The organism is Paenibacillus sp. 1001270B_150601_E10, from assembly GCF_015558675.1.
Taxonomy (GTDB): Bacteria; Bacillota; Bacilli; order Paenibacillales; family Paenibacillaceae; genus Paenibacillus_B.
In genome coordinates this window covers 727,352-748,039 of sequence record NZ_JADMOL010000001.1, presented here as the reverse complement: position 1 = coordinate 748,039, position 20,688 = coordinate 727,352, and the positions used below count along the sequence as shown (strand labels likewise).

8 protein-coding genes and 2 pseudogenes are annotated in these 20,688 nt (G+C 50.9%); all 10 read left to right on the top strand.

What is annotated here, in order from left to right; genetic code table 11:
- Positions 1–3: 3 nt before the first annotated feature.
- A pseudogene (locus I2H74_RS03460) lies at positions 4–7,677 on the top strand (SDR family NAD(P)-dependent oxidoreductase); the annotation flags it as partial.
- A gap of 405 nt (positions 7,678–8,082) precedes the next feature.
- A pseudogene (locus tag I2H74_RS24440) lies at positions 8,083–9,924 on the top strand (beta-ketoacyl synthase N-terminal-like domain-containing protein); the annotation flags it as partial.
- Positions 9,925–9,930: 6 nt separating this feature from the next.
- Positions 9,931–11,124 carry an acyl carrier protein gene (locus tag I2H74_RS24435; protein ID WP_324254005.1) on the top strand — a complete coding sequence of 398 codons (1,194 nt, stop codon included), beginning with the start codon at positions 9,931–9,933 and terminating at the stop codon, positions 11,122–11,124.
- Positions 11,125–11,373: an acyl carrier protein gene (locus tag I2H74_RS03455; RefSeq protein WP_195571656.1), complete on the top strand. Its 249-nt coding sequence runs from the start codon at positions 11,125–11,127 to the stop codon at positions 11,371–11,373.
- Positions 11,351–12,577: a beta-ketoacyl synthase N-terminal-like domain-containing protein gene (locus I2H74_RS03450; protein ID WP_195571654.1), complete on the top strand. Its 1,227-nt coding sequence runs from the start codon at positions 11,351–11,353 to the stop codon at positions 12,575–12,577. The genes I2H74_RS03455 and I2H74_RS03450 overlap by 23 nt, the downstream gene beginning before the upstream one ends.
- Before the next feature lie 22 nt (positions 12,578–12,599).
- Positions 12,600–13,865: a hydroxymethylglutaryl-CoA synthase family protein gene (locus I2H74_RS03445; protein ID WP_195571652.1), complete on the top strand. Its 1,266-nt coding sequence runs from the start codon at positions 12,600–12,602 to the stop codon at positions 13,863–13,865.
- Positions 13,862–14,632: an enoyl-CoA hydratase/isomerase gene (locus I2H74_RS03440; protein ID WP_195571651.1), complete on the top strand. Its 771-nt coding sequence runs from the start codon at positions 13,862–13,864 to the stop codon at positions 14,630–14,632. Before I2H74_RS03445 ends, I2H74_RS03440 begins: the two co-directional genes overlap by 4 nt.
- 15 nt (positions 14,633–14,647) lie before the next feature.
- The gene (locus tag I2H74_RS03435) at positions 14,648–15,397 is read left to right on the top strand and encodes a polyketide synthase (protein ID WP_195571649.1); all 750 of its coding nucleotides are present in this window, start codon (positions 14,648–14,650) and stop codon (positions 15,395–15,397) included.
- A 37-nt stretch (positions 15,398–15,434) separates the two neighbouring features.
- Positions 15,435–17,891, top strand: a complete 2,457-nt coding sequence (locus tag I2H74_RS03430; protein WP_195571647.1) for a type I polyketide synthase — start codon at positions 15,435–15,437, stop codon at positions 17,889–17,891.
- A 19-nt stretch (positions 17,892–17,910) separates the two neighbouring features.
- A partial coding sequence (locus I2H74_RS03425; RefSeq protein ID WP_195571645.1) for a non-ribosomal peptide synthetase occupies positions 17,911–20,688 on the top strand: 2,778 nt, incomplete at its 3' end.

Here is a 20,688-nt window from a genome sequence, read left to right as displayed (position 1 = left end):
CCTATGAGCAGTCAAATGCAAACGCAAGGAAGCTACTTACAGCGGATTACTCATTCAAACTATATCGTGCGCGACCATACCGTTCATCAGATTCGAACATTGCCTGGCGTGACACTGCTTGATATGGTTTACCGCTTATGCTTGCCCTACATGGGCACGCAAGCGATTGAGCTGCGCAACATTTTATTTATCCAGCCGATTGTTACCTCTTCTGAATTCGACCAGGACGTGAATGTCACCTTTATCCCTGGTACCACTCATACTCAAGTGAAGGTAACGAGCCGGAAAGTTCGCGGCGATCAAGTGGTGGATCCTGAATGGCAGGCCAATATGGAGTGCGAGCTGTTTGCTCTGGCGGCAGCAGATCAGAAGCGTCCACCACGTCATATCCAGGAGACAATCGAGCGATCGGATCGAGCATGGGAAATGGACGACATTTATGCAGTCGCTAGGGAAGCGGACATTTACCACGATACCTTTATGAAAACACTTGGGACCGTCTATCGCCATGATCAAGAGGAAATCATGGAACTGCGTCTTGGAGAGCTGGCAGAGAAGTATCGCTCTAAGTTTTACGCTCATCCGGCATTTCTTGACGGCTCAACCTTTGCCGGCTATTCCTTCCGTCTTAGCGGTGAGCGAGCTCATTTATTCGATGATGGGAAAGCGTATATTCCGTTTATGATCGGACGCTTCTGCATTTATAAGCAGCTGCCCTCCACCATCTATACGTATACGAGAAGACACCTGGAGGAGGAAAGCGGAGTCTCCAGCGGACGGGATGTATTTACAACGAACCTGGAAATTCGGGATGCTTCAGGCGAGCTGCTTGTTGAATTCGAAGGCTTAACCTTAAAGCGCATTCGCGAGCTGGAATCCATTCAGCGGCTGATCAAGCTTGAGCAAGACCGAGAGCATGCCTCTCCCAACTCGATCAACTCTAATGCCATAACGGGCACGGATCGATTGGGTGAAACGAGCAGGATCAGCAACACCTCAGTTGTCATTGGAACAGCATCCTCCGATATATCGGATTCCTCCCGACATGGGGACGCGCTTCCAGAAGAACATACGCCATTACTCCTTGCTGAATCTTACTTGCGTGAACAAATTGGAGCGGTGCTCAGCGCTGACCCCGCTTCGATAAACCCTCAAACGGGTTTCTATGAGCTAGGCTTGGACTCTACGCAGCTTCTTGGACTGGTGAAGGTGCTGGAGCAGCGATTGGAAACGCAATTGTACCCCACTCTGATGTTTGAATATCCAACCATTGAGCGCTTGTCCGTGTATTTAGCTGAACAATACCAGGATGCTTTTAAAAGGGCAGAGTTGGATCAAGCAGGAAATGCCACACCTACTGATCAGCTCTCAAGCCTCGATATGGATGCTGGATCTGCGCATCAGCACAATACAGACCAAGAAGAAGTGAGCTTCCACGTTGACCAGCAAGCGGAGCCTTACCCCTACAGGCAAGCTAACCAGAAGTCTGCTGACGATCATAAGCTGCTTCTGTATCGAAGAGAATGGCGGCTTACAACTGACAATAACGATACATCGCGAAATGAGAGGATCCGTCAGCAGGAGGGTTCACATGAGGAGAATGGGAATACGCCTCCTGCTCGTCAGGTTGTATGGCTGATTGGAGCAGCCTCGCAGTTAATGGACAGTCTGAATGCGTTATTGCCAGCTGAACAAGAGCTTGAATTTTTAAGCCTGCACTTAGATCACGAACACCTGCCGATTCGTCTTGAAGAACTGTGCAAGCAGGTGCTGGAACAGCTTCAGCTTGAGCTGCAGCAGCGTACACCTAAACAAGTCCGTTTCCTGATTGTGGCCGATTCGGAAGAGGAGCTAGGGCACTATGCGGCAGCCTTGGAGCCTATGCTTAAGACAGCAACGCTAGAGCAGCCTCGTTTGAAAGGAAAGGTTCTTTTGGTGGAGGGCGTACAGAGCAAGCCGCTAACCGAGCTGTCAAACATCATTCAACGAGAAAGCGAGTCGTACTGTATCGGTGAGGAGATGGTTTGGTATAGAGGAGCCGCATGGGAACGCCAATGTAGAACATGGGTTTCCAACCTGAAAGACTCATCACAGCAGGTCTCTTCGAATCAAGAGGTCGCTTCTGGCCACATAGCGTTCTCCTACAGACCACAAGGAGTCTACCTGATTACAGGGGGATTAGGCGGATTGGGATTAACCGTAGCGGAGCATATTGCAGCAGGGGGTCCGGTTCGACTGGCCTTAGTTGGACGCTCGGCACTGAGAGACAAGCAAGAGCAGCGGATTCAGCTTCTGCGGGAGCGAGGGTCGGAAGTGCTTGTGCTTCAAGCAGACATCGGGAGTGAAGCGGATGTCGAGGCGGTCATTCGCCGCGTCAAGAGCGAGTTTGGGACGATTAACGGAATTATTCATAGTGCAGGCATCATTAAGGATGAATACATCGTTCGAAAAAATACAGCTGAATTGCAGGAAGTCTTTCATCCAAAGGTACGCGGTCTGTATGCACTTGATCAGGCGAGCTGCAAGGAACGGCTGGACTTCTTTGTTCTTTTCTCCTCCATATCCGCCGTGATCGGCAATATTGGCCAAGCTGACTATGCAGCGGCGAATGCGGTGATGGACGTATTCGCCGAGCGCCGACAAGCGCTTGTACAGGCTGGAGAGCGTCATGGCACCTCGCTATCGATCAACTGGCCGTTGTGGGCACATGGCGGCATGCGGATTGACGAGCAGATGGAAGAGCTGTTGTTCGCCTCCTCTGGGCTCCGGCCATTAACGAACGAAATGGGATTAAGAGCGCTGGATGAATCGCTAGCGGCAGGCCATGCACAGTCCATTGTTCTGTATGGGGACGAGCAATCGATCTGTAAGACATTCTTAGGCAAACACATGCAATCGTCTCAGGCCTCTTATCACGAACAAAGAATGGGAATTGAAGTCAGCTATGGCCCAGACGATATCGCCATTATCGGCTTGTCGGGCCGCTATCCGCTTGCACGGGATACAGCTGAGTTTGAACGTAATTTGCGGAACAAGCGTGATTGTATTACCGGTTTCCCAGAAGGAAGATGGGAAGGCCATTCCTTTGGGTATGAGGCTGACCAATTCTATGCATTCGGCGGATTTGTAGAAGATATCGATAAGTTTGATCCGCTGTTCTTCAATATGTCTCCTCGTCAGGCCGAAACGACCGATCCACAGGCACGCCTATTTTTGCAGTCTGCTTGGGAAGCATGTGAGGATGCGGGCTTTGACCTGAATCGCAGCGAGCACCATTATGCCTCGAATGGAGAGCATTCGGTAGGGGTATTTGCGGGCGTGTTCTGGAGCCACTATGAAATGTTTGGCGCGGATATGGCTCATCAAGGCGTTCCGATGTCGTTTGGCAGCAGTCCGGCCGCTATTGCTAATATGGTGTCCTACAGCTTGAATCTGCATGGCCCCTCAATGGCTGTCGATACGATGTGCTCATCCTCATTGACGGCTATTCATTTGGCACGAGAGAGCATCCGGAGCGGAGAATGCCACTTTGCGCTTGCGGGCGGCGTCAATTTGGTTACTCATCCACATAAGTACATGTTCTTAAAGCAAGCACAGTTTCTGTCCTCAGACGGTCGCTGCCGCAGCTTCGGAGAAGGCGGCGACGGCTATGTGCCGGGAGAAGGGGTGGGAGCTGTCCTGCTCACAACGGTCGCACGTGCTGAGCGCGAGGGCTATCCGATCTATGGCGTTATAAAAGGCTCTGCTGTCAACCACGTGGGCAGAACCTCGGGTTCAACGGTGCCAGATCCTATCGCACAAGCAGAAGTGATCAAGGAAGCCTTGACGAAGTCGAGCGTGCATCCACGGACGATCAGCTACGTGGAAGCTCACGGTACAGGGACGTCCCTTGGCGACCCGATCGAGATTCAAGGCTTGAACCGAGCTTATTCGGCGTGGACGTCTGACAAACAGTATTGTGCAATCGGCTCCTCCAAGTCGAATATTGGTCATCTGGAGGCAGCAGCGGGGATTGCAGGATTATCCAAGCTGCTGCTCCAATTCAAGCACGGCGAGATTTTCCCTACTATTCATTCGGAGAACGTGAATCCTTATATTCCATTTGCGGATACGCCGTTCTATTTGGAACGGGAGGGAAGGTCATGGGATCGACCAGAAGTGTTCATGAACGGCGAATCCAAATGGTATTCAAGAAGAGCGGGACTCAGCTCCTTTGGGGCATTCGGAAGCAATGCGCATCTCGTGCTGGAGGAGTATATCCCTCTAGCCAGCAACAGTCAGCACAACATGAAGGATAGCCCTGTTATCGTACCATTGTCAGCGCGCAATGAAGAACGTTTGCATGAAAGCGTTGTAAGGCTGCTTAACCATTTGACCGCAGCTAGACATCCAGCTCCCGATGACATGCATGAAGGAATTCGAACGCAGTTCATCTTTGATGCGATTCAGGAGCTGAGCACCCTCCTTGAGATTCCTGTTGGCGAGCTGGATCCTGTGCAGCATTTTGTGGATCAAAATGTAGATCAGCTTCTCCGGCATCGCTTGTTCGAGCAGCTTGCAGAGAAGTGGGGAATGACAGCATGGTCAGGGCATATTTACCAAGCCTGCTCTATCGAGGAACTGGTAGATTTGCTATTCACCCACGAGTTGGAGTCACTTGCAGCGATTCATAATAATGAAGCGGCTGCTACTGCTGCAGTCAAGCCTTCCATGGAACCTTCGATCAGCTTGGCGTCACTTGCTTATACGCTGCAGGTGGGCAGAGAGCCGATGGCAGCAAGGCTTGCTTGTGTCGTTCAGAGCCTGGACGAGCTTATAAGCAAGCTGTCAGAGTTGGCGGCTGGTCATATGCCTACCGACTGTTACCGAAGTGAGAGATCAGCTGCTCCGATGAACAGTTTCGTACATTTACATGAACAGATGAGCCGCAATGAGCTGTGCGCTGTGGCGGAGCAATGGACTCAAGGGGCGCGCATGAATTGGCCGATGCTTTACACCTTGCTTCCACAGCGCATTCATTTGCCGACGTATCCATTCGAAGCGAATCGCTATTGGATACCCGCGATAGAACAGGACGAAAGCGCAGTGGCGCAGACGACTGCTCGAGCTCGTGCCTCTTCAGCTTATCTGCATCCATTGCTGCATCGGAATACGTCTGATTTGACCGAGCAGCGGTATAGCTCCTGCTTTGACGGGTCTGAAAGCTTTCTTGCCGACCATGTCATTCAAGGACGCAGCGTGCTGCCTGCCTCCGCATGCCTTGAGATGGCACGAGCAGCAGTGTATGAAGCTGCAAAACCATTATTTTCGGAGGAACAGCAGCTGACATTTAAGCATGTCGTATGGACAAGCCCTATTGTAAAGACGGCAGGGGAAATAGACGTCCATATCGCTTTATATCCAGAGGAGAACGGTGAACTATCGTTTGAAATATATGACCAAGAGTCTGCATCATCGAATGTTCAGGGCGGAGTAGCAATGGAGCCAAAGCTCGAACAGCCTACAGTGCAACATGAACCATTATTAGAACAGGTTAAACCAAGTCAATGGAGCGCCGAGCAATATTATGAGGCCTTCCGCCAAGCAGGACTTGAATACGGCCAGGGGCATCGCTGCATCGAGCAGATTTATTTAGGAACAGCTACAGCAATTGTTAAGCTTCGCTTACCTATGAATCATGGAACGACAGCCTTGGACCCTGCTTACATGCTGCATCCGGGAATGCTGGATGCATGCCTGCAGGCAACGCTGCCGCTCATGGCGGAAACCAATGTTTCGCCTGATCTTGAGTCTTCGCTTCCTCAGATTCCTTTAGCGGTCCCATATGCCCTTCAGGAACTGCGTATGTATGGCCAAGCGGAACCGGTCATGTGGGCATATGTAAGGTTAAGTGAGAGTGGACCTTCTTCCAATCAGACGCAAACGTTTGACATCGATGTCTATAATGAGGCGGGTTGTGTGCTGTGGAGCCTTCAAGGCTTATCCGCTCGGACGCTGTTACCTGAAGAAAAAGCGGAGAATACAGGTGTGCTGATCTTCGAGCCGACGTGGCAGGAAAGTAAGGCATCTACGGAGCTTTCATCTAACAAGCCTTGGACTTGTCATGACATTTTGATTTGTGGGCTGGACGATGTGGATGAGCGACGTCTGGAAGCGTTTATGTCAGGTGTGAACTGCCGCTCGCTTCTCAGCCATGAGCAGCATCCGGGACGGCATTTTCAACATATCGCCATTCAACTGCTTGCATACATTCAACAGATTCTAACCACGACAGGTACAGAAAAAGTATTTTTACAAGCAGTCATCCCATCATCGGAAAGGGGTTCGCTTCTAGCTGGGCTAAGAGGGATGCTGAAAACCGCTCAGCTTGAACACCCGCGCCTGTTATGGCAGATTATTGAGGTTGAAGCAGGCAAACCGAACATCAAGCTTGAATCGTCAACCCCTTCATTAACTGAATTGGCAGCTGTATTGAAACAAAATGCAGAGTTGTATAAGGACGGGCATGTCCGTTATCGAGACGGTCAGAGGTATGTACGAGGATGGCAGGTGCATGAACAGGATCGCACACCAACCCTTCGCACACCGTCGTGGAGAAACAACGGGGTGTATTTGATAACAGGTGGAGCTGGCGGACTTGGCTTAATCATGGCAGAAGAGATTATTTGTAGCGTGGAGCGGCCGATTGTGATCATGTCAGGGCGTTCAAGACTAGAGAAAAGCATGGAAGACAGGCTTGAGGCCTTACGAGCTAAAGCACCTCTAGCGACGATTGCGTATATGCAATCGGATGTGTCTAATGAAGAGCAGGTTGCTAATCTTGTAAATGACATCTGCAGCCGCTACGGAACACTGCATGGCATTATCCATTGTGCCGGGGTTGCCAAGGACAGCTACATCATGAAAAAGACGCCTTCAGAGTTGGAATCGGTATTCGCCGCTAAGGTCATGGGTACCATCCATTTGGATCAAGCGACCCGTCATCTGCCATTGGATTTGTTTGTGATCTTCGGTTCGCTAGCTGGAGCTATAGGGAATGCTGGGCAAGCGGATTATTCCGCTGCGAATGCATTTGTCAGCGTTTATGCATCGCTTCGAGCAGAGGCAGTGCGCGCAGGACATGGCACAGGGCGAACGCTGACCATAGACTGGCCGCTGTGGCAAGCAGGAGGAATGGCGGTTGATGCAGGAAATGAAGAACGGCTTCGACACTCGCTTGGCATTGTTCCAATGCGCACAGCTTCAGGCATACAGGCCTTGTACGATGGATTGTCGCTGCCGGCTGAACATGTCTTGGTATTGGAGGGTGATATCGAACAGATGCGAGCCCGCGTGTTAGGTACGAAGAAAGCAGCAAGTGTGAGCGCCAACCATTCAGAAGGCCGCAATGGATCTGCAGCCGCTAGCGCTTTTGCTGCTGATGACATTATAGAAGATGCAAGCAGCGAGCTGGCAGCACTTGTGGCAGCAGCGATGGAGGATACGCTAGCCAAGCTGGTCTCTGAGCTGCTTAAAGTAAAGCCGCACGATATTGAGCCGCAGTTCAAGCTTAGTGATTACGGCTTTGACTCCGTTACTTTTACCGAACTGACCAACCGCCTGAACGGACAGTTCAAAGTGGATTTGACGCCTGCCATCTTTTTTGAATATGCGACGATTGAAAGCTTTGCCCGTTACATGGCGGAGGAATATCTTGAGTCGCTACTACCAAGTCTTCCAGTGAATATGACACGGCCGGGATCGGCAGCTTCAGGCGGTCCATCTACTCAAGAGGGGACAAATGCGTACCAGAAGCCGCAGTCGCTGCATTCCCGTGAAGAAGATTTTTCTGCCCTAAATAGTAAACCTTCATCGAAGCCTGATCCAATTAGAGAAGAAAGCCTTCCAATACGCGCTTCTCATGCTGCAAACAAGCTGCAACAATGGCGTACTACGCTTCCGGCAACCAATCATGGAACTAGACATATTCAACAACATGAACAACAGCAGAACCAACAAGACCAGCGCCAGTATAAGCTAGGCGATGACCAGCACCAACATGCGCAGCATCAGCATCATCGCCAGCAAACACGTCACGACTCTGGCATCCAATCATCGAAATCAGGGAAGGTCGCCATCATTGGCATGAGCGGGAAATTCCCGATGGCTGACAGCTTGAATGAGCTATGGACCAACCTGCTGGAAGGAACAGACTGCATTACGGAAATTCCTAGCGAACGCTGGGATTGGAAAGCTTACTATGGCGATCCAACGACTGAACCGAACAAAACGAATGTGAGATGGGGCGGCTTCCTCAACGGAATCGATGAGTTTGATCCGCAGTTTTTTGGCATATCGCCTCGGGAAGCGGAATTAATGGACCCGCAGCAGCGGCTGCTTATGACATATGCATGGAAGGCAATTGAGGATTCAGGCTACTCGGCATCCAGTCTATCGGGTACCGATACCGGAATATTCGTGGGTACGGCAAGCAGCGGTTACGGCGAACATATCTATCGGGCGGGCATGTCGATTGAAGGTTACACCTCAACAGGAAATGTACCATCTGTCGGGCCGAATCGGCTGAGCTACTTTCTGGACCTTCACGGACCGAGCGAGCCGATTGAGACCGCATGCTCCAGTTCGCTGGTAGCGGTAGATCGTGCTGTGGCAGCTATTCAAAATGGCAGCTGCCGCATGGCTATCGTCGGTGGAGTGAATACGATTCTTTCCCCAGAGCCGCATATCAGCTTCAATAAAGCAGGGATGCTGAGCGAAGATGGACGCTGCAAGACCTTCTCCGCCAGTGCCAATGGATATGTTCGCGGCGAGGGCGTAGGCATGCTGGTATTGAAGGCTCTCGAGGATGCGGAGGCTGATGGAGATTCGATCTACGGCGTCATACGTGCAACAGCGGTCAATCATGGCGGTCGTGCCCAATCATTAACCGCCCCTAATCCGAAGGCGCAGGCAGCACTGCTGCAGTCCGCGTATCGAAAAGCTGGGATTGATCCGCGCACCATTACTTACATCGAGGCGCACGGAACAGGCACGGAGCTTGGAGATCCGATTGAGATCAACGGCTTAAAAGCAGCATTCCATAGCCTGTACGAGGAGCATGGGCTTCCTACTCCAACAGCACCACATTGCGGGCTTGGCTCCATTAAAACGAATATTGGACATCTGGAGCTCGCTGCTGGGGTTGCAGGAATTATGAAGATCCTGCTTCAGCTAAAGCATCGGACCCTTGTCTCAAGCTTGCACTGCGAGCAGGTAAATCCGTATATCCAGCTTCATGACAGTCCGTTCTACATTGTGCAGCAGAACCGCGAATGGACGGCACTCCATGATGAGCAAGGTGAAGTATTACCTCGACGTGCCGGAGTGAGCTCTTTTGGGTTTGGCGGCGTGAATGCTCATGCAGTGATTGAAGAGTATATTCCAACTTCAACACTTAATGATCATAAGCAAGAGGCCACTACTGAACCAGTTGTTATGGTGTTCTCCGCGCGCAATGAGGAACGACTTCATGATTTAGCAGATCAATGGCTTGGTTATTTGGAGAAAGGGCAGCTTGATGATTCGCAGCTGACAGATGCAGCATATACGATGCAGCTTGGAAGAGATGCATTTGAAGAGCGCCTTGCGATCGTCGCTTCGTCTGTCCAAGAGCTGCATGACAAGCTTTCTCTTTTTGCAGAAGACAAAGAGGCGATTCCGGGTGTTTATCGTGGACATGCAAAGCGCAATCGTGAGATCATGTCCATCTTTGCGGATGAAGATCTGAAATCGGCAGTTGAAAAGTGGTTCTCTAAAGGCAAGCAGCATAAGCTCGCAGAGATTTGGACGCGGGGCTTGGAATTGGAATGGATGAAGCTGTACCGAGACGTCCTTCCACAACGAATCAGCTTGCCTACTTATCGGTTTTCACCTGAACGCTACTGGGCTGGAATGCGAAAGCAGGCTCGAAGTGAGCGAGGAGCTGAGCATCGCTTAGTTGAACGAACGATCGAGACCTTGGTGAGCCAACGGCACCATCATTCAGAAGTGCCGGACTTGAATCGGTCAGCGCCTTCAGACACATTTTCATGCGTTTCTATTCGTGAAGATGAACCAAGCTCCACTAAACCGGCGAGTATTAAGCTCCAGCCACTCAACAGCGGCATCACATGGAGAGAGTCGAACGAACCAGTGGTGAACAAAACGATGGTGACCTTGCGAGACTTATCTGAAACGGCGTGTCAAGAGGGAGAGCAAACACCGACCTTTAATGCTACACCACGGTCTGCTGCCGGTGCTCTTTCTAAGGAAGCGAACTCTTTCATACAAGAAGCTGCTATCCCGCTGGAAGACTCGATGATCGATCTGAATAAGCATGAGATCCACTCTTTTGCAGAGCAACTCCAAGCTGAATTGACAGCAAGCTTAGCAGATGCCTTATATCTGAATGAAGCGGATATCGATGCTGACAAGCCGTTTATTGATTTGGGGCTTGATTCCATCATCGGTGTGGAATGGATGCGTTCTGTTAATCATCACTACAGAACTGCGGTTCCGGCTACGAAAGTTTACGACTATCCGAACATCCGCGAGCTAGCAGCTTACTTTGCGAGTCAATTGCTGCAGATGGATGCTCACCGTCGATCTAGGCATGACATAGAGGAAATGCCGGCCGTGACCGAACCTAAGATGTCGGCGGATTTGTCATACAGTACGATATCACATAAATCTACATCCAGCTCCGTACAGAGACCAGCTGTGCTGGAACAACTTGCAGCAAGCTTAGCGGATGCCTTGTATCTGAGTACGGAACATTTGGACACGGAGGCCAAATTCATTGACTTGGGCTTGGACTCCATCGTGGGGATTGAATGGTTGCGTGCCATTAACCGAGCTTATGGGATGGACATCACCATTGCGAAGCTCTATGACCATCCTACGCTTAGCGAACTGGCCAAGTATCTGGAATCCCAATTAGGTCAGTCAGCCCTCGTTCTTTCCGATCACGCTTTAAGCGCTGTAAACCATAAAGAATCAAGCGATTCTAATCAATCAACGCTAGATGATATTTTGCAGCAGGTTCAAGCAGGCAGGTTAGACATCCAGCAGGCAGAACAACTGCTTATCGCATTAGGAGGAATCTAAATGAACAAAGAGCAAATCTTTAACCTTGTAATCAGCCATAGCCGCGAGCTGCTGCCAGAGCTTGAGCACCATTCCTTTCAATATTCAGATCGGCTGACGGACTTAGGAGCTAACTCGGTTGACCGTGCAGAGATTGTCATGATGACGATGGAATCCTTATCTTTGCAGATTCCTCGCGTGGAGCTGTTTGGCGCAACCAATATTGGTGAATTGGTGGACATTATCTATGACAAACTCCAGCTCGTCTGAGGTATGGGTCACAGGAGTTGGCGTCACTTCCGCGATTGGGCAAGGGCAGGAGGCGTTTGCTGAGGCTCTTTTTCAGGGCAGCCATGCCTTTGGTATCATGCAGCGGCAGGGACGACAGAAGGAGAGCAGCTTCATCGGGGCGGAACTTCCCCCGATGAGCCCTCCGGCTCGGATTTCTACAAGATTGTGGCGCGGCGCTTCGCTTACTGGACAAGCAGCTTTGGTAACATTGCTGGAAGCATGGGATGAAGCCAAGCTGGATCATGTAGATCCGACCCGAATAGGCTTGATCATCGGTGGATCCAACGTGCAGCAGCGCGAGCAGCTGCTTACTTATGACCAATATGCTGATCGTCCGCTTTATGTAAGACCAACCTATGGCCTTGCTTTTATGGACAGCGATCTGTGCGGCATCTGTACAGAGCAATTCTCCATCAAAGGCTTCGCGTATACGATAGGCGGAGCGTCGGCGAGCGGACAAGCCGCGGTTATAGCTGGAGCAGAGGCAATTCGCACCGGACAGGCAGATGTCGTGATTGCCTTGGGAGCCCTTATGGACCTGTCCTATATAGAATGTCAGGCCCTGCGTTCGCTTGGAGCCATGGGATCGGATCGTTATGCGGATGATCCCGCTGCTGCTTGCAGGCCGTTTGACCGGTTGCGAGACGGCTTTATCTACGGGGAGGCCTGTGGAGCTGTTGTCCTGGAACGAGCAGATCATGCTGTAAGCCGTGGCCATAAGGCCTATGCACGCATTGCTGGCTGGGGCTTAGCGATGGATGGTAATCGCAACCCGAATCCTTCTGCAGAAGGGGAGTCAAGAGCCATTCATCATGCAATGGCTTCGGCAGGCATTTCCTCTACAGAGATCGATTACATCAATACTCACGGAACCGGCTCATTGGTTGGCGATGAGACGGAGCTTCAAGCGATCAGGGCATGTGGACTTCAGCATGCTTATCTGAATGCGACCAAGTCAATCATTGGCCACGGACTGAGTGCGGCAGGCAATGTAGAGCTGGTGGCGGCACTTCTCCAGATGAAAGTGTCCATGCTTCACCCTACCCGCAACTTGGCAGATCCGATTGACACGGAGCTGCGGTGGGTGCTGGGAGAGCCGATTAAGCAGGATATTCGTACTGCGCTTAATCTGAGCATGGGGTTTGGCGGAATCAATACAGCCGTTATCGTGCAGCGACTATGAAGGGAAAGCAGGGAGAGGTTAGATGATATCAGCCGGAATTGAAGCAATGAATGCTTTCGGTGGAACCGCAAGCTTGAATGTGATGGAACTAGCCAAGTATCGCAGCTTGGATACAGCACGATTTGAGAATTTATTGATGGTAGAAAAATCAGTCGCACTTCCATATGAAGATCCGGTCACCTTTGCGGTCAATGCTGCCAAACCAATCATCGATGCGATGTCGGACGAGGAGAAGAATCGGATCGAAATGCTGATTACCTGCACCGAATCCGGCATTGATTTTGGCAAATCCATTAGTACGTATGTGCACCATTACTTAGGACTGCCACGCAATTGCCGCCTCTTTGAATTAAAGCAGGCCTGCTATGCGGGAACCGCAGGGTTTCAGATGGCGGTTAATTTTGTGCTGTCACAGGTATCTCCTGGAGCCAAGGTTCTCGTAGTAGCTACCGATATATCCCGGTTCCTAAAAGTGGATGAAGGTGATGAATTATCTCCGGATTGGTCGTTTGTCGAGCCAAGCGGCGGGGCGGGGGCTGTAGCGCTGCTCGTATCGGAGCGTCCCGTTATCTTTCAGGTTGATCCTGGTGCCAATGGATATTATGGCTACGAGGTAATGGATACATGCCGTCCTGTCCCGGATAGTGAAGCGGGCAACGCGGATTTGTCATTGCTCTCCTACTTGGACTGCTGTGAGCAAACCTATTTGGAATATGAGCGGAGGGTAAGCGGGGTGCATTACCGAGATACGTTTGATTATATGGCGTATCATACCCCTTTTGGAGGAATGGTCAAGGGCGCTCACCGCACGATGATGCGCAAGATGGTAAAGGCAAAGCCAGCGGAGATCGATCAGGACTTTGAAGAGAGAGTGCTCCCGGGACTGTATTACTGTCAACGAGTGGGCAACATCATGGGCGCCACTTTATTCTTATCGTTAACGAGCACCATTGACCGGGGGCAGTTTGATGCACCGAAGCGGATCGGCTGCTTCTCCTATGGATCAGGCTGCTGCTCAGAGTTTTTCAGCGGCATTGTTACGCCAGAAGGACAGGAAGAGCTGCGCAAGATGGCGATAGGAAGCCAACTGGCAGCACGCTATTCATTAGCGATGGACGAGTATGAGGCAGTGCTTCAAGCCAGCGACGTTGTCAAATTTGGCACTCGACATGCGAAGCTTGATCCGATGTTCCTGCCGCAAGCTGCAGCCAAGGGGGCGCCGCCACGGCTCGTCCTTGATGAGATTGACAATTATCATCGCCTTTACAAATGGTCTAGCGCCACATGAACCGCATTTTTGAAACGATACGGGTTCGTGAGCAAGGTCCTGTGGCTTATCTTCAGTTGAATCGCAAAGAGGCCAACAATTCGATCAATGGCCGCATGATCGATGAATGCACAGCAGCCTTATCGCGTCTTGAGCCTCATATCCAAGTGGTCGTGCTTGAGGGGCTGCCAGAAGTATTCTGTTCAGGTGCGGATTTCTCACAAGTGCATGAACAGCATGAGCGAGGGGACGCTTCATTGGATGTCGCAGAGGATTTGTATACGTTGTGGGAGCGGTTATCCTCTGGTCCTTACATTACGATCGCTCATGTAAAAGGGAAGGTGAATGCTGGTGGCGTAGGCTTTGTTGCCGCTTGCGACATTGTCATTGCAGAGCTTGAAGCCCAGTTCAGCTTGTCCGAAATGCTGTTTGGACTGTTTCCTGCCTGTGTGCTTCCTTTCCTCATCCGGCGCATTGGCTACCAGCGCTCACACTACATGACGATGTCTACGCAAGCAATAAGCGGACAGCTAGCCTATGAATGGGGCCTCGTTGATGCTGTTGGAGCTGACAGCAGTCTATTGCTTCGGAAGCACCTTCCGCGTTTGACACGCATTTCTAAGGATGCGATCTTGCAGTACAAAGCTTATTTAGCTGAGCTTCAACTTGATTTGTCTTCTATGAAATCCAAGGCCGTAAGGGCAAATTTGATGATGTTTTCCAACCCTCAGAATCGAGAACGGATCAGCCGATACGAAACGACAGGGCTGTTTCCCTGGGAACACTAGGAGCGAATATTCAGTATGAATGCGATGATCGTGCAATTGAAAGAACTGGAAGACGGAATCATCCTGCTGCAAATGGAAGACCGAGTCAACAAAAACATGCTTACGCCCGATATGACTTATGCTTTGCAAGAGGCGTTCCGCCGCATCGCGAAGATGCCTAATTGTCGAGCGGTTATTTGGACAGGGTATGACACTTATTTTTCATCCGGTGGCACGAAAGAAGGATTGCTTTCTATACATGCAGGTCAAGCCGTTTTTACCGATGCTTCTGTCTTTCAACTGTCCCTTGAATGCCCCGTGCCTGTAATTGCTGCGATGCAGGGACATGCGATTGGCGGCGGGCTGTCGATGGGACTATTTGCTGACTTTATTGTCTTGAGCAGAGAGAGCATATACACAGCCAATTACATGAAATACGGCTTTACACCCGGGATGGGAGCAACCTTTATCATGCCATATAAGCTGGGCTATTCCCTAGCAACGGAAATGCTTCTGTCAGGCAACCCTTACCGAGGAGGTGAGTTGGAGAAGCGGGGAGTGCCGTTTCCTGTTACAGCTAGAGCCGATGTATTCGGTGAAGCGTTGAATATAGCCCGCAACATGGCGTCGAAGCCTCGCGAATCTCTTGTGGTGCTGAAGCATCACTTAACGAGGACGATAAGGGAGAGACTTCCGGAAATTATTCAACAGGAGATTGTCATGCACGAACGCACCATTCACCAACCTGAGGTGAAGGAGCGCATTACCCAATTATTTGGTCATTGACAGATAGCCACAATTTGAAGGTCAAAGAGGGAGATACATGAACGCACAAGCGATATTAAGGTCTCTGCAAGAGGGAAGGATCGATCTGGAAGAGGCGAAGCTAAGGCTTGGCGAGAATTCAGGTCAGACGCGCAGAGATTCACTCGGGAGCGAACGGAACCAGCCGCTTCGTGGTGCTGATCAGCCTGTTAAGCCTCATCCGTCTGTCGGTTCCGATGCCATTGCGATCATTGGGATGTCAGGGCAATTTCCAAAGGCAGATACGCTCGAGCAGTTCTGGGCCAATCTTGCGGAGGGTCGTGACTGTATTAGCGAGGTGCCAAAGGATCGATGGGACATGGAATCCTATTTCGACAATGATCCGAAAGCGCCTGGGAAAAGCTATTCAAAATGGATGGGTGTACTGGAAGCGGCGGATCAATTCGACCCGCAATTCTTTAATCTGTCTCCTGCCGAGGCGGAACTAATGGATCCGCAGCAGCGTTTGTTTCTTGAGCATTGCTGGAGAAGTCTAGAAGATGCAGGCGTTGCTCCCTCCAGCATAGCAGGAACCCGCTGCGGTGTATTTGCAGGCTGTTCAGTCAACGACTATGATCAGCTGATGGGCAGCGAGGGAATGAGCGCATTTGGGCTCGTTGGCCGCTCGATTTCAATCCTGCCTGCAAGAATTTCGTATTTGCTGAACTTAAAAGGCCCATGTCTCGCCATTGATACCTCCTGCTCAGCCTCGCTTGTTGCCATAGCTGAAGCATGCAACAGCTTGAAGCTTGGGGACAGCGACCTAGCCTTGGCGGGCGGTGTATGCGTGCTGGCGACTCCTGCTATGCACATCATGACCAGCAAGGCTGGCATGCTGTCGCCAGATGGTCGCTGCTTTACGTTTGACAATCGCGCAAACGGCTTTGTTCCAGGCGAAGGGGTTGGGGTGGTGGTGCTGAAGCGTCTTGCAGACGCTGAACGGGATCAGGATCTTATTTACGGCGTCGTTCGCGGTTGGGGCATGAATCAGGATGGAAGAACCAATGGCATTACAGCTCCCAGCAGCCAATCACAAACGGACTTGGAGCGGGATGTCTATCAGCGCTTCCATATCCATCCCGAGTCGATCTCGATGGTCGAGGCGCATGGCACAGGCACTAGGCTTGGTGACCCTATTGAAGTAGAAGCATTGACGGCGTCTTTTCAAGCATTTACGCAAAAGAAGGGCTATTGTGCGCTTGGCTCTGTCAAGAGCAATATCGGCCATTTGCTTACGGCTGCTGGAGCGGCAGGTGTAATTAAGGTGTTGTTGTCGATGAAGCATAAGATGCTTCCGCCAACGATACATTTTGAATCGCTGAATGACCATATCAGTTTGGACCAAAGTCCATTCTACATAAATGCTCAGCTTCGCCCATGGGAAGCTGATTCTTCTGCTCCAAGACGTGCTGCTGTCAGTTCATTTGGATTCAGCGGAACGAATGCCCATCTTGTCATAGAGGAGTATGCGGCATCTCTGCTCCAAGACTCATTTTCTGCCTCAGGCCAAGCTGCTGTTCATGATCGACAGCAAGCATTATCTCCTGGTACAAATGCCGCTAGGAATCTGTACGCTGTTCCTTTGTCCAGTCCTGATGCAGCTGGGCTGAAGCGATCTGCTGCGCAGCTTATCGATTGGATCGGCAAGGAGGAGCACATCAAGGAGGGTTTACTTTCAGATCTTGCCTTTACCTTGCAGACAGGACGGGAGCAGATGAAGGAGCGGGCTGTTATCTTTGCTGATCACGCACAGAATTTGCTGCTTGGGCTAAGAGAACTTAACCAGATGGGAAACCGCATTTCCCGCGTGATTACGAAATTAGACCATCCTCGGCTAACATACGGCAATACCCGATTCGTGGATTCCGGTCATGCCTGGGTTAATGGAGGAACCGTTGAGTGGCAAAGTTTTTACACAAATGTTGAAGCCTGTCCTAGTCGATTACGCCTGCCTAGCTTTCCGTTTCAAAAGGAACGCTACTGGGCGAGATATGGAGCCTCAGAACCACTTTCCCATCATTCGGCTGTCCCGTTTGTGCCAACAGAATCAATCGACGCAAGATCCTATGTCTATGAGCTGCTGGCAAGGCACAACTTAGGCACGTCTTCCTCTACATCGGAGACTTTATTTGACGAGACGCTTCCGTTTATACAGCTTGGTCTCGATTCCCTCGTAGCGATTCATATCCAAAATACGATCATGAAAGACTTTGGCGTCGAAATTACGATGACACAGCTAATGGATGGCTTAAATGCAAGTGAGCTGATCAAGCAGCTTGAGGCTCTTCAGCATCAAGCTGCTGATCAACAGGTTAACGACGCATTAACAGCTGGACAAGTGAGAATGAAGGAAACGAGATGGCAGAGTATCGAGGATGGACAGCGCCCCGACCCGTCCACTCCACTGCATGAGGAGGCTCCAGGCTTGTCCCGAGATAGTGAACAGCAACCGAATGCGATGTGGATAGAGCTATAACAAGGAAAGGAGGGATGACATGAGCTTTTTTTCCGTGCTAACCGATCTAATGTTAAGAGGCGTCGCCTTTAAAGTAACGGATGGAAAGCTCTGCTGCAGTGACGAAGGCGGAGCAATGACAGATTCGCTACGAGCAGAGCTTCTATCCTATCGCCATGCGTTCAACAAGCTTACAGACAGGGGAGGAAGCTTCCGGATCACGCCCGTATCTCCAGCGCAGCAAGCCATGTGGATGATGCATCAGTTCTATCCCGATAGCGCGGCTTACAATACGGTGCTTGGCTTGAAGATGACAGCTCAGGTAGATGAGCATGCTCTTGCCGATGCTTGCCAGCAGTTAGGTGACAGACATCCGGCTTTGCGAACGATATTTGTGCACGAGGGACCTAATGTGCTGCAAATTATCCCCGACAGCCAGCCGGTAAACTGGCATGTATATGATTGTCGGCACCTCAGCTTAGAAGAGGCTAGATCAGAAATGACTCGGCGCAGCAAAGCACCATTTTCACTTGAACGAGGAAGCCTTTTTCGCGCAGAGCTATACCGGTTGCATGATCACAGCTGTCTCGTGCTGACCGCACATCATATCATCATGGATGCTTGGTCCTATCATCTGATCGTGGAACAATTGGAAGCCTGCTATCGTGCACGAATAGCAGGGCGTGATGCTGATCTTCCTCCACTTGACATTCAATACGAGGACTATGTCTTACAGCAGCATCAGATGCTAATGGGTCAGAAAGGGAGGGAGCTTTCGGATTATTGGCAGAAACAGCTCTCGGGTGATCTTCCTGCTGTCCATCTTCCTCTAGATTATCCACGCCAGCCCGTTCAGCGAGGGAACGGCGATTCGGTTGCCTTCGAAGTTGATTCGGCATTGCTAGGCCGACTATCTGCAGGTGCACAAGAGCTGGGAGTCACGCTCTATGTTGCACTGCTTGCCGCGTATTTGGTGCTGCTGCACCGTTATACGGGACAGGATGAGCTTCTAGTCGGAACACCTGCGACGGGTCGTACTTATCCAGAGTGGAGCGGCATTGTCGGCTACTTTATTAATGCCGTAGTCGTTCGGGCGGATTGTTCGAAAGAGCCGACTTTCGCCGAGTTTGCCGGCCAAATGAAGAAAACAGTGCTGGACGCGCTCAAGCATCAGGAGTACCCCTTTGCATTGCTCTTGGACAAGCTCGGCTTGAAGCCTGATCCAAGCCGTCAACAGCTGCTGCAGGCTATGTTTGTATTCATTGATGATATACGCAAAGCGCAGCAGGCAACACAGACCAGTACTGCGCTATGGAGTCCATTTGACCTGCCTAGCGAAGAAGGACAGAATGACCTGATGCTGGTCATGACCAAGCTGGGCGATCGTTTTGCTGGTGCATTTCGATATGACGCAGACCTGTTTGACAGGGGGACGATCACTCGAATGACAGCAAATTTTACGACGCTGCTTCATAGTATTGCGGACAATCCCCATGTCCCAATCAGCAAGCTAGCGCTCGTTAGCTCCTCCGAACGAACACGTTTACTTGATAGATGGAACGATACTTCCGCTCCATACCCACGTGAATGCAGACTGCATGAGCTCTTTGAACAGCAGGCGGCGAGCACGCCCCATGCCATTGCTGTTGTGGACAGTAAGCGATCACTTACTTATGCAGAGCTTAATCGCTACGCCAACGAGGTAGCCGTTTCCCTAATCGCAAAAGGAGTCGAACCTGATGACCGAGTGTGCATACTTGAGGATCGAGGCTGTGACTTTCTCATTGCCATGCTTGGCGTGTTCAAGTCTGGCGGAGCGTATATTCCCCTTGACCCGCGCCATCCGACAAGCCGCCACCTTGGAATTATCTCGGATAGCAAAGCTAAAGTACTGCTGACTTCCCCGGCTAAAGCAATGAACCTCCATCAAGAGAGCAAGGCTCAAGGGATACACGAAACAGAGGAATCCGAGCTTTCGCAGTACACTATATTAACAATTGCATCCTTATACGGCCGACAAGCCGAATGCCGCAATCCAAGGGTACTTGTGTCTGCTGATCATCTGGCATATGTCATTTATACCTCGGGTTCAACGGGCAAGCCCAAAGGAGCGATGGTCGAACATCGGGGGATGCTGAATCATTTGTATGCAAAAATCAATGATCTCTCTCTTGGGCCTAACGATGTGATCGTACAGAATGCTTCGCAATGCTTTGATATCTCCGTGTGGCAGTTTCTCTCAGCAGTCGTAGTGGGTGGCACCACTCTGGTCATAGAGGATGAGCTGGTCATGGACCCGGTACCATTCATAGAAGTCATTGCATCTAAGCGAACGACCATTCTAGAAATGGTTCCTTCCTTGCTGCATGCTGTGCTGGATGTCCTACAGGCAAAGCCAGATCTGGCTTCCAAGCTGCAAGGCTTGAGATGGATGCTTGTGACAGGTGAGGCGCTGCCGCCTAACCTCTGCACGAGGTGGTTTGAACGTTATCCACATGTCCCGCTTGTGAATGCTTATGGTCCAACCGAATGCTCGGATGACGTGGCTCATTACATTCTCCATGGCCCGCCTCATCCAGCGTGCACGATCATGCCGATCGGCAAGCCTATTCAAAATACTAGATTGTACATTCTTGATCGTTATCTGGAACCTGTGCCTATTGGAGTGACTGGGGAGCTGTATGTCGCGGGAGATGGGGTAGGGCGTGGATACTTGAACGATCCTGAGCGAACAAGGCAAGCCTTTCTTTCGGATCATCTCGCTCCCTTGACTGGAGGAAGATTGTACCGAACAGGCGACCGGGCCCGTTTCTTGGCT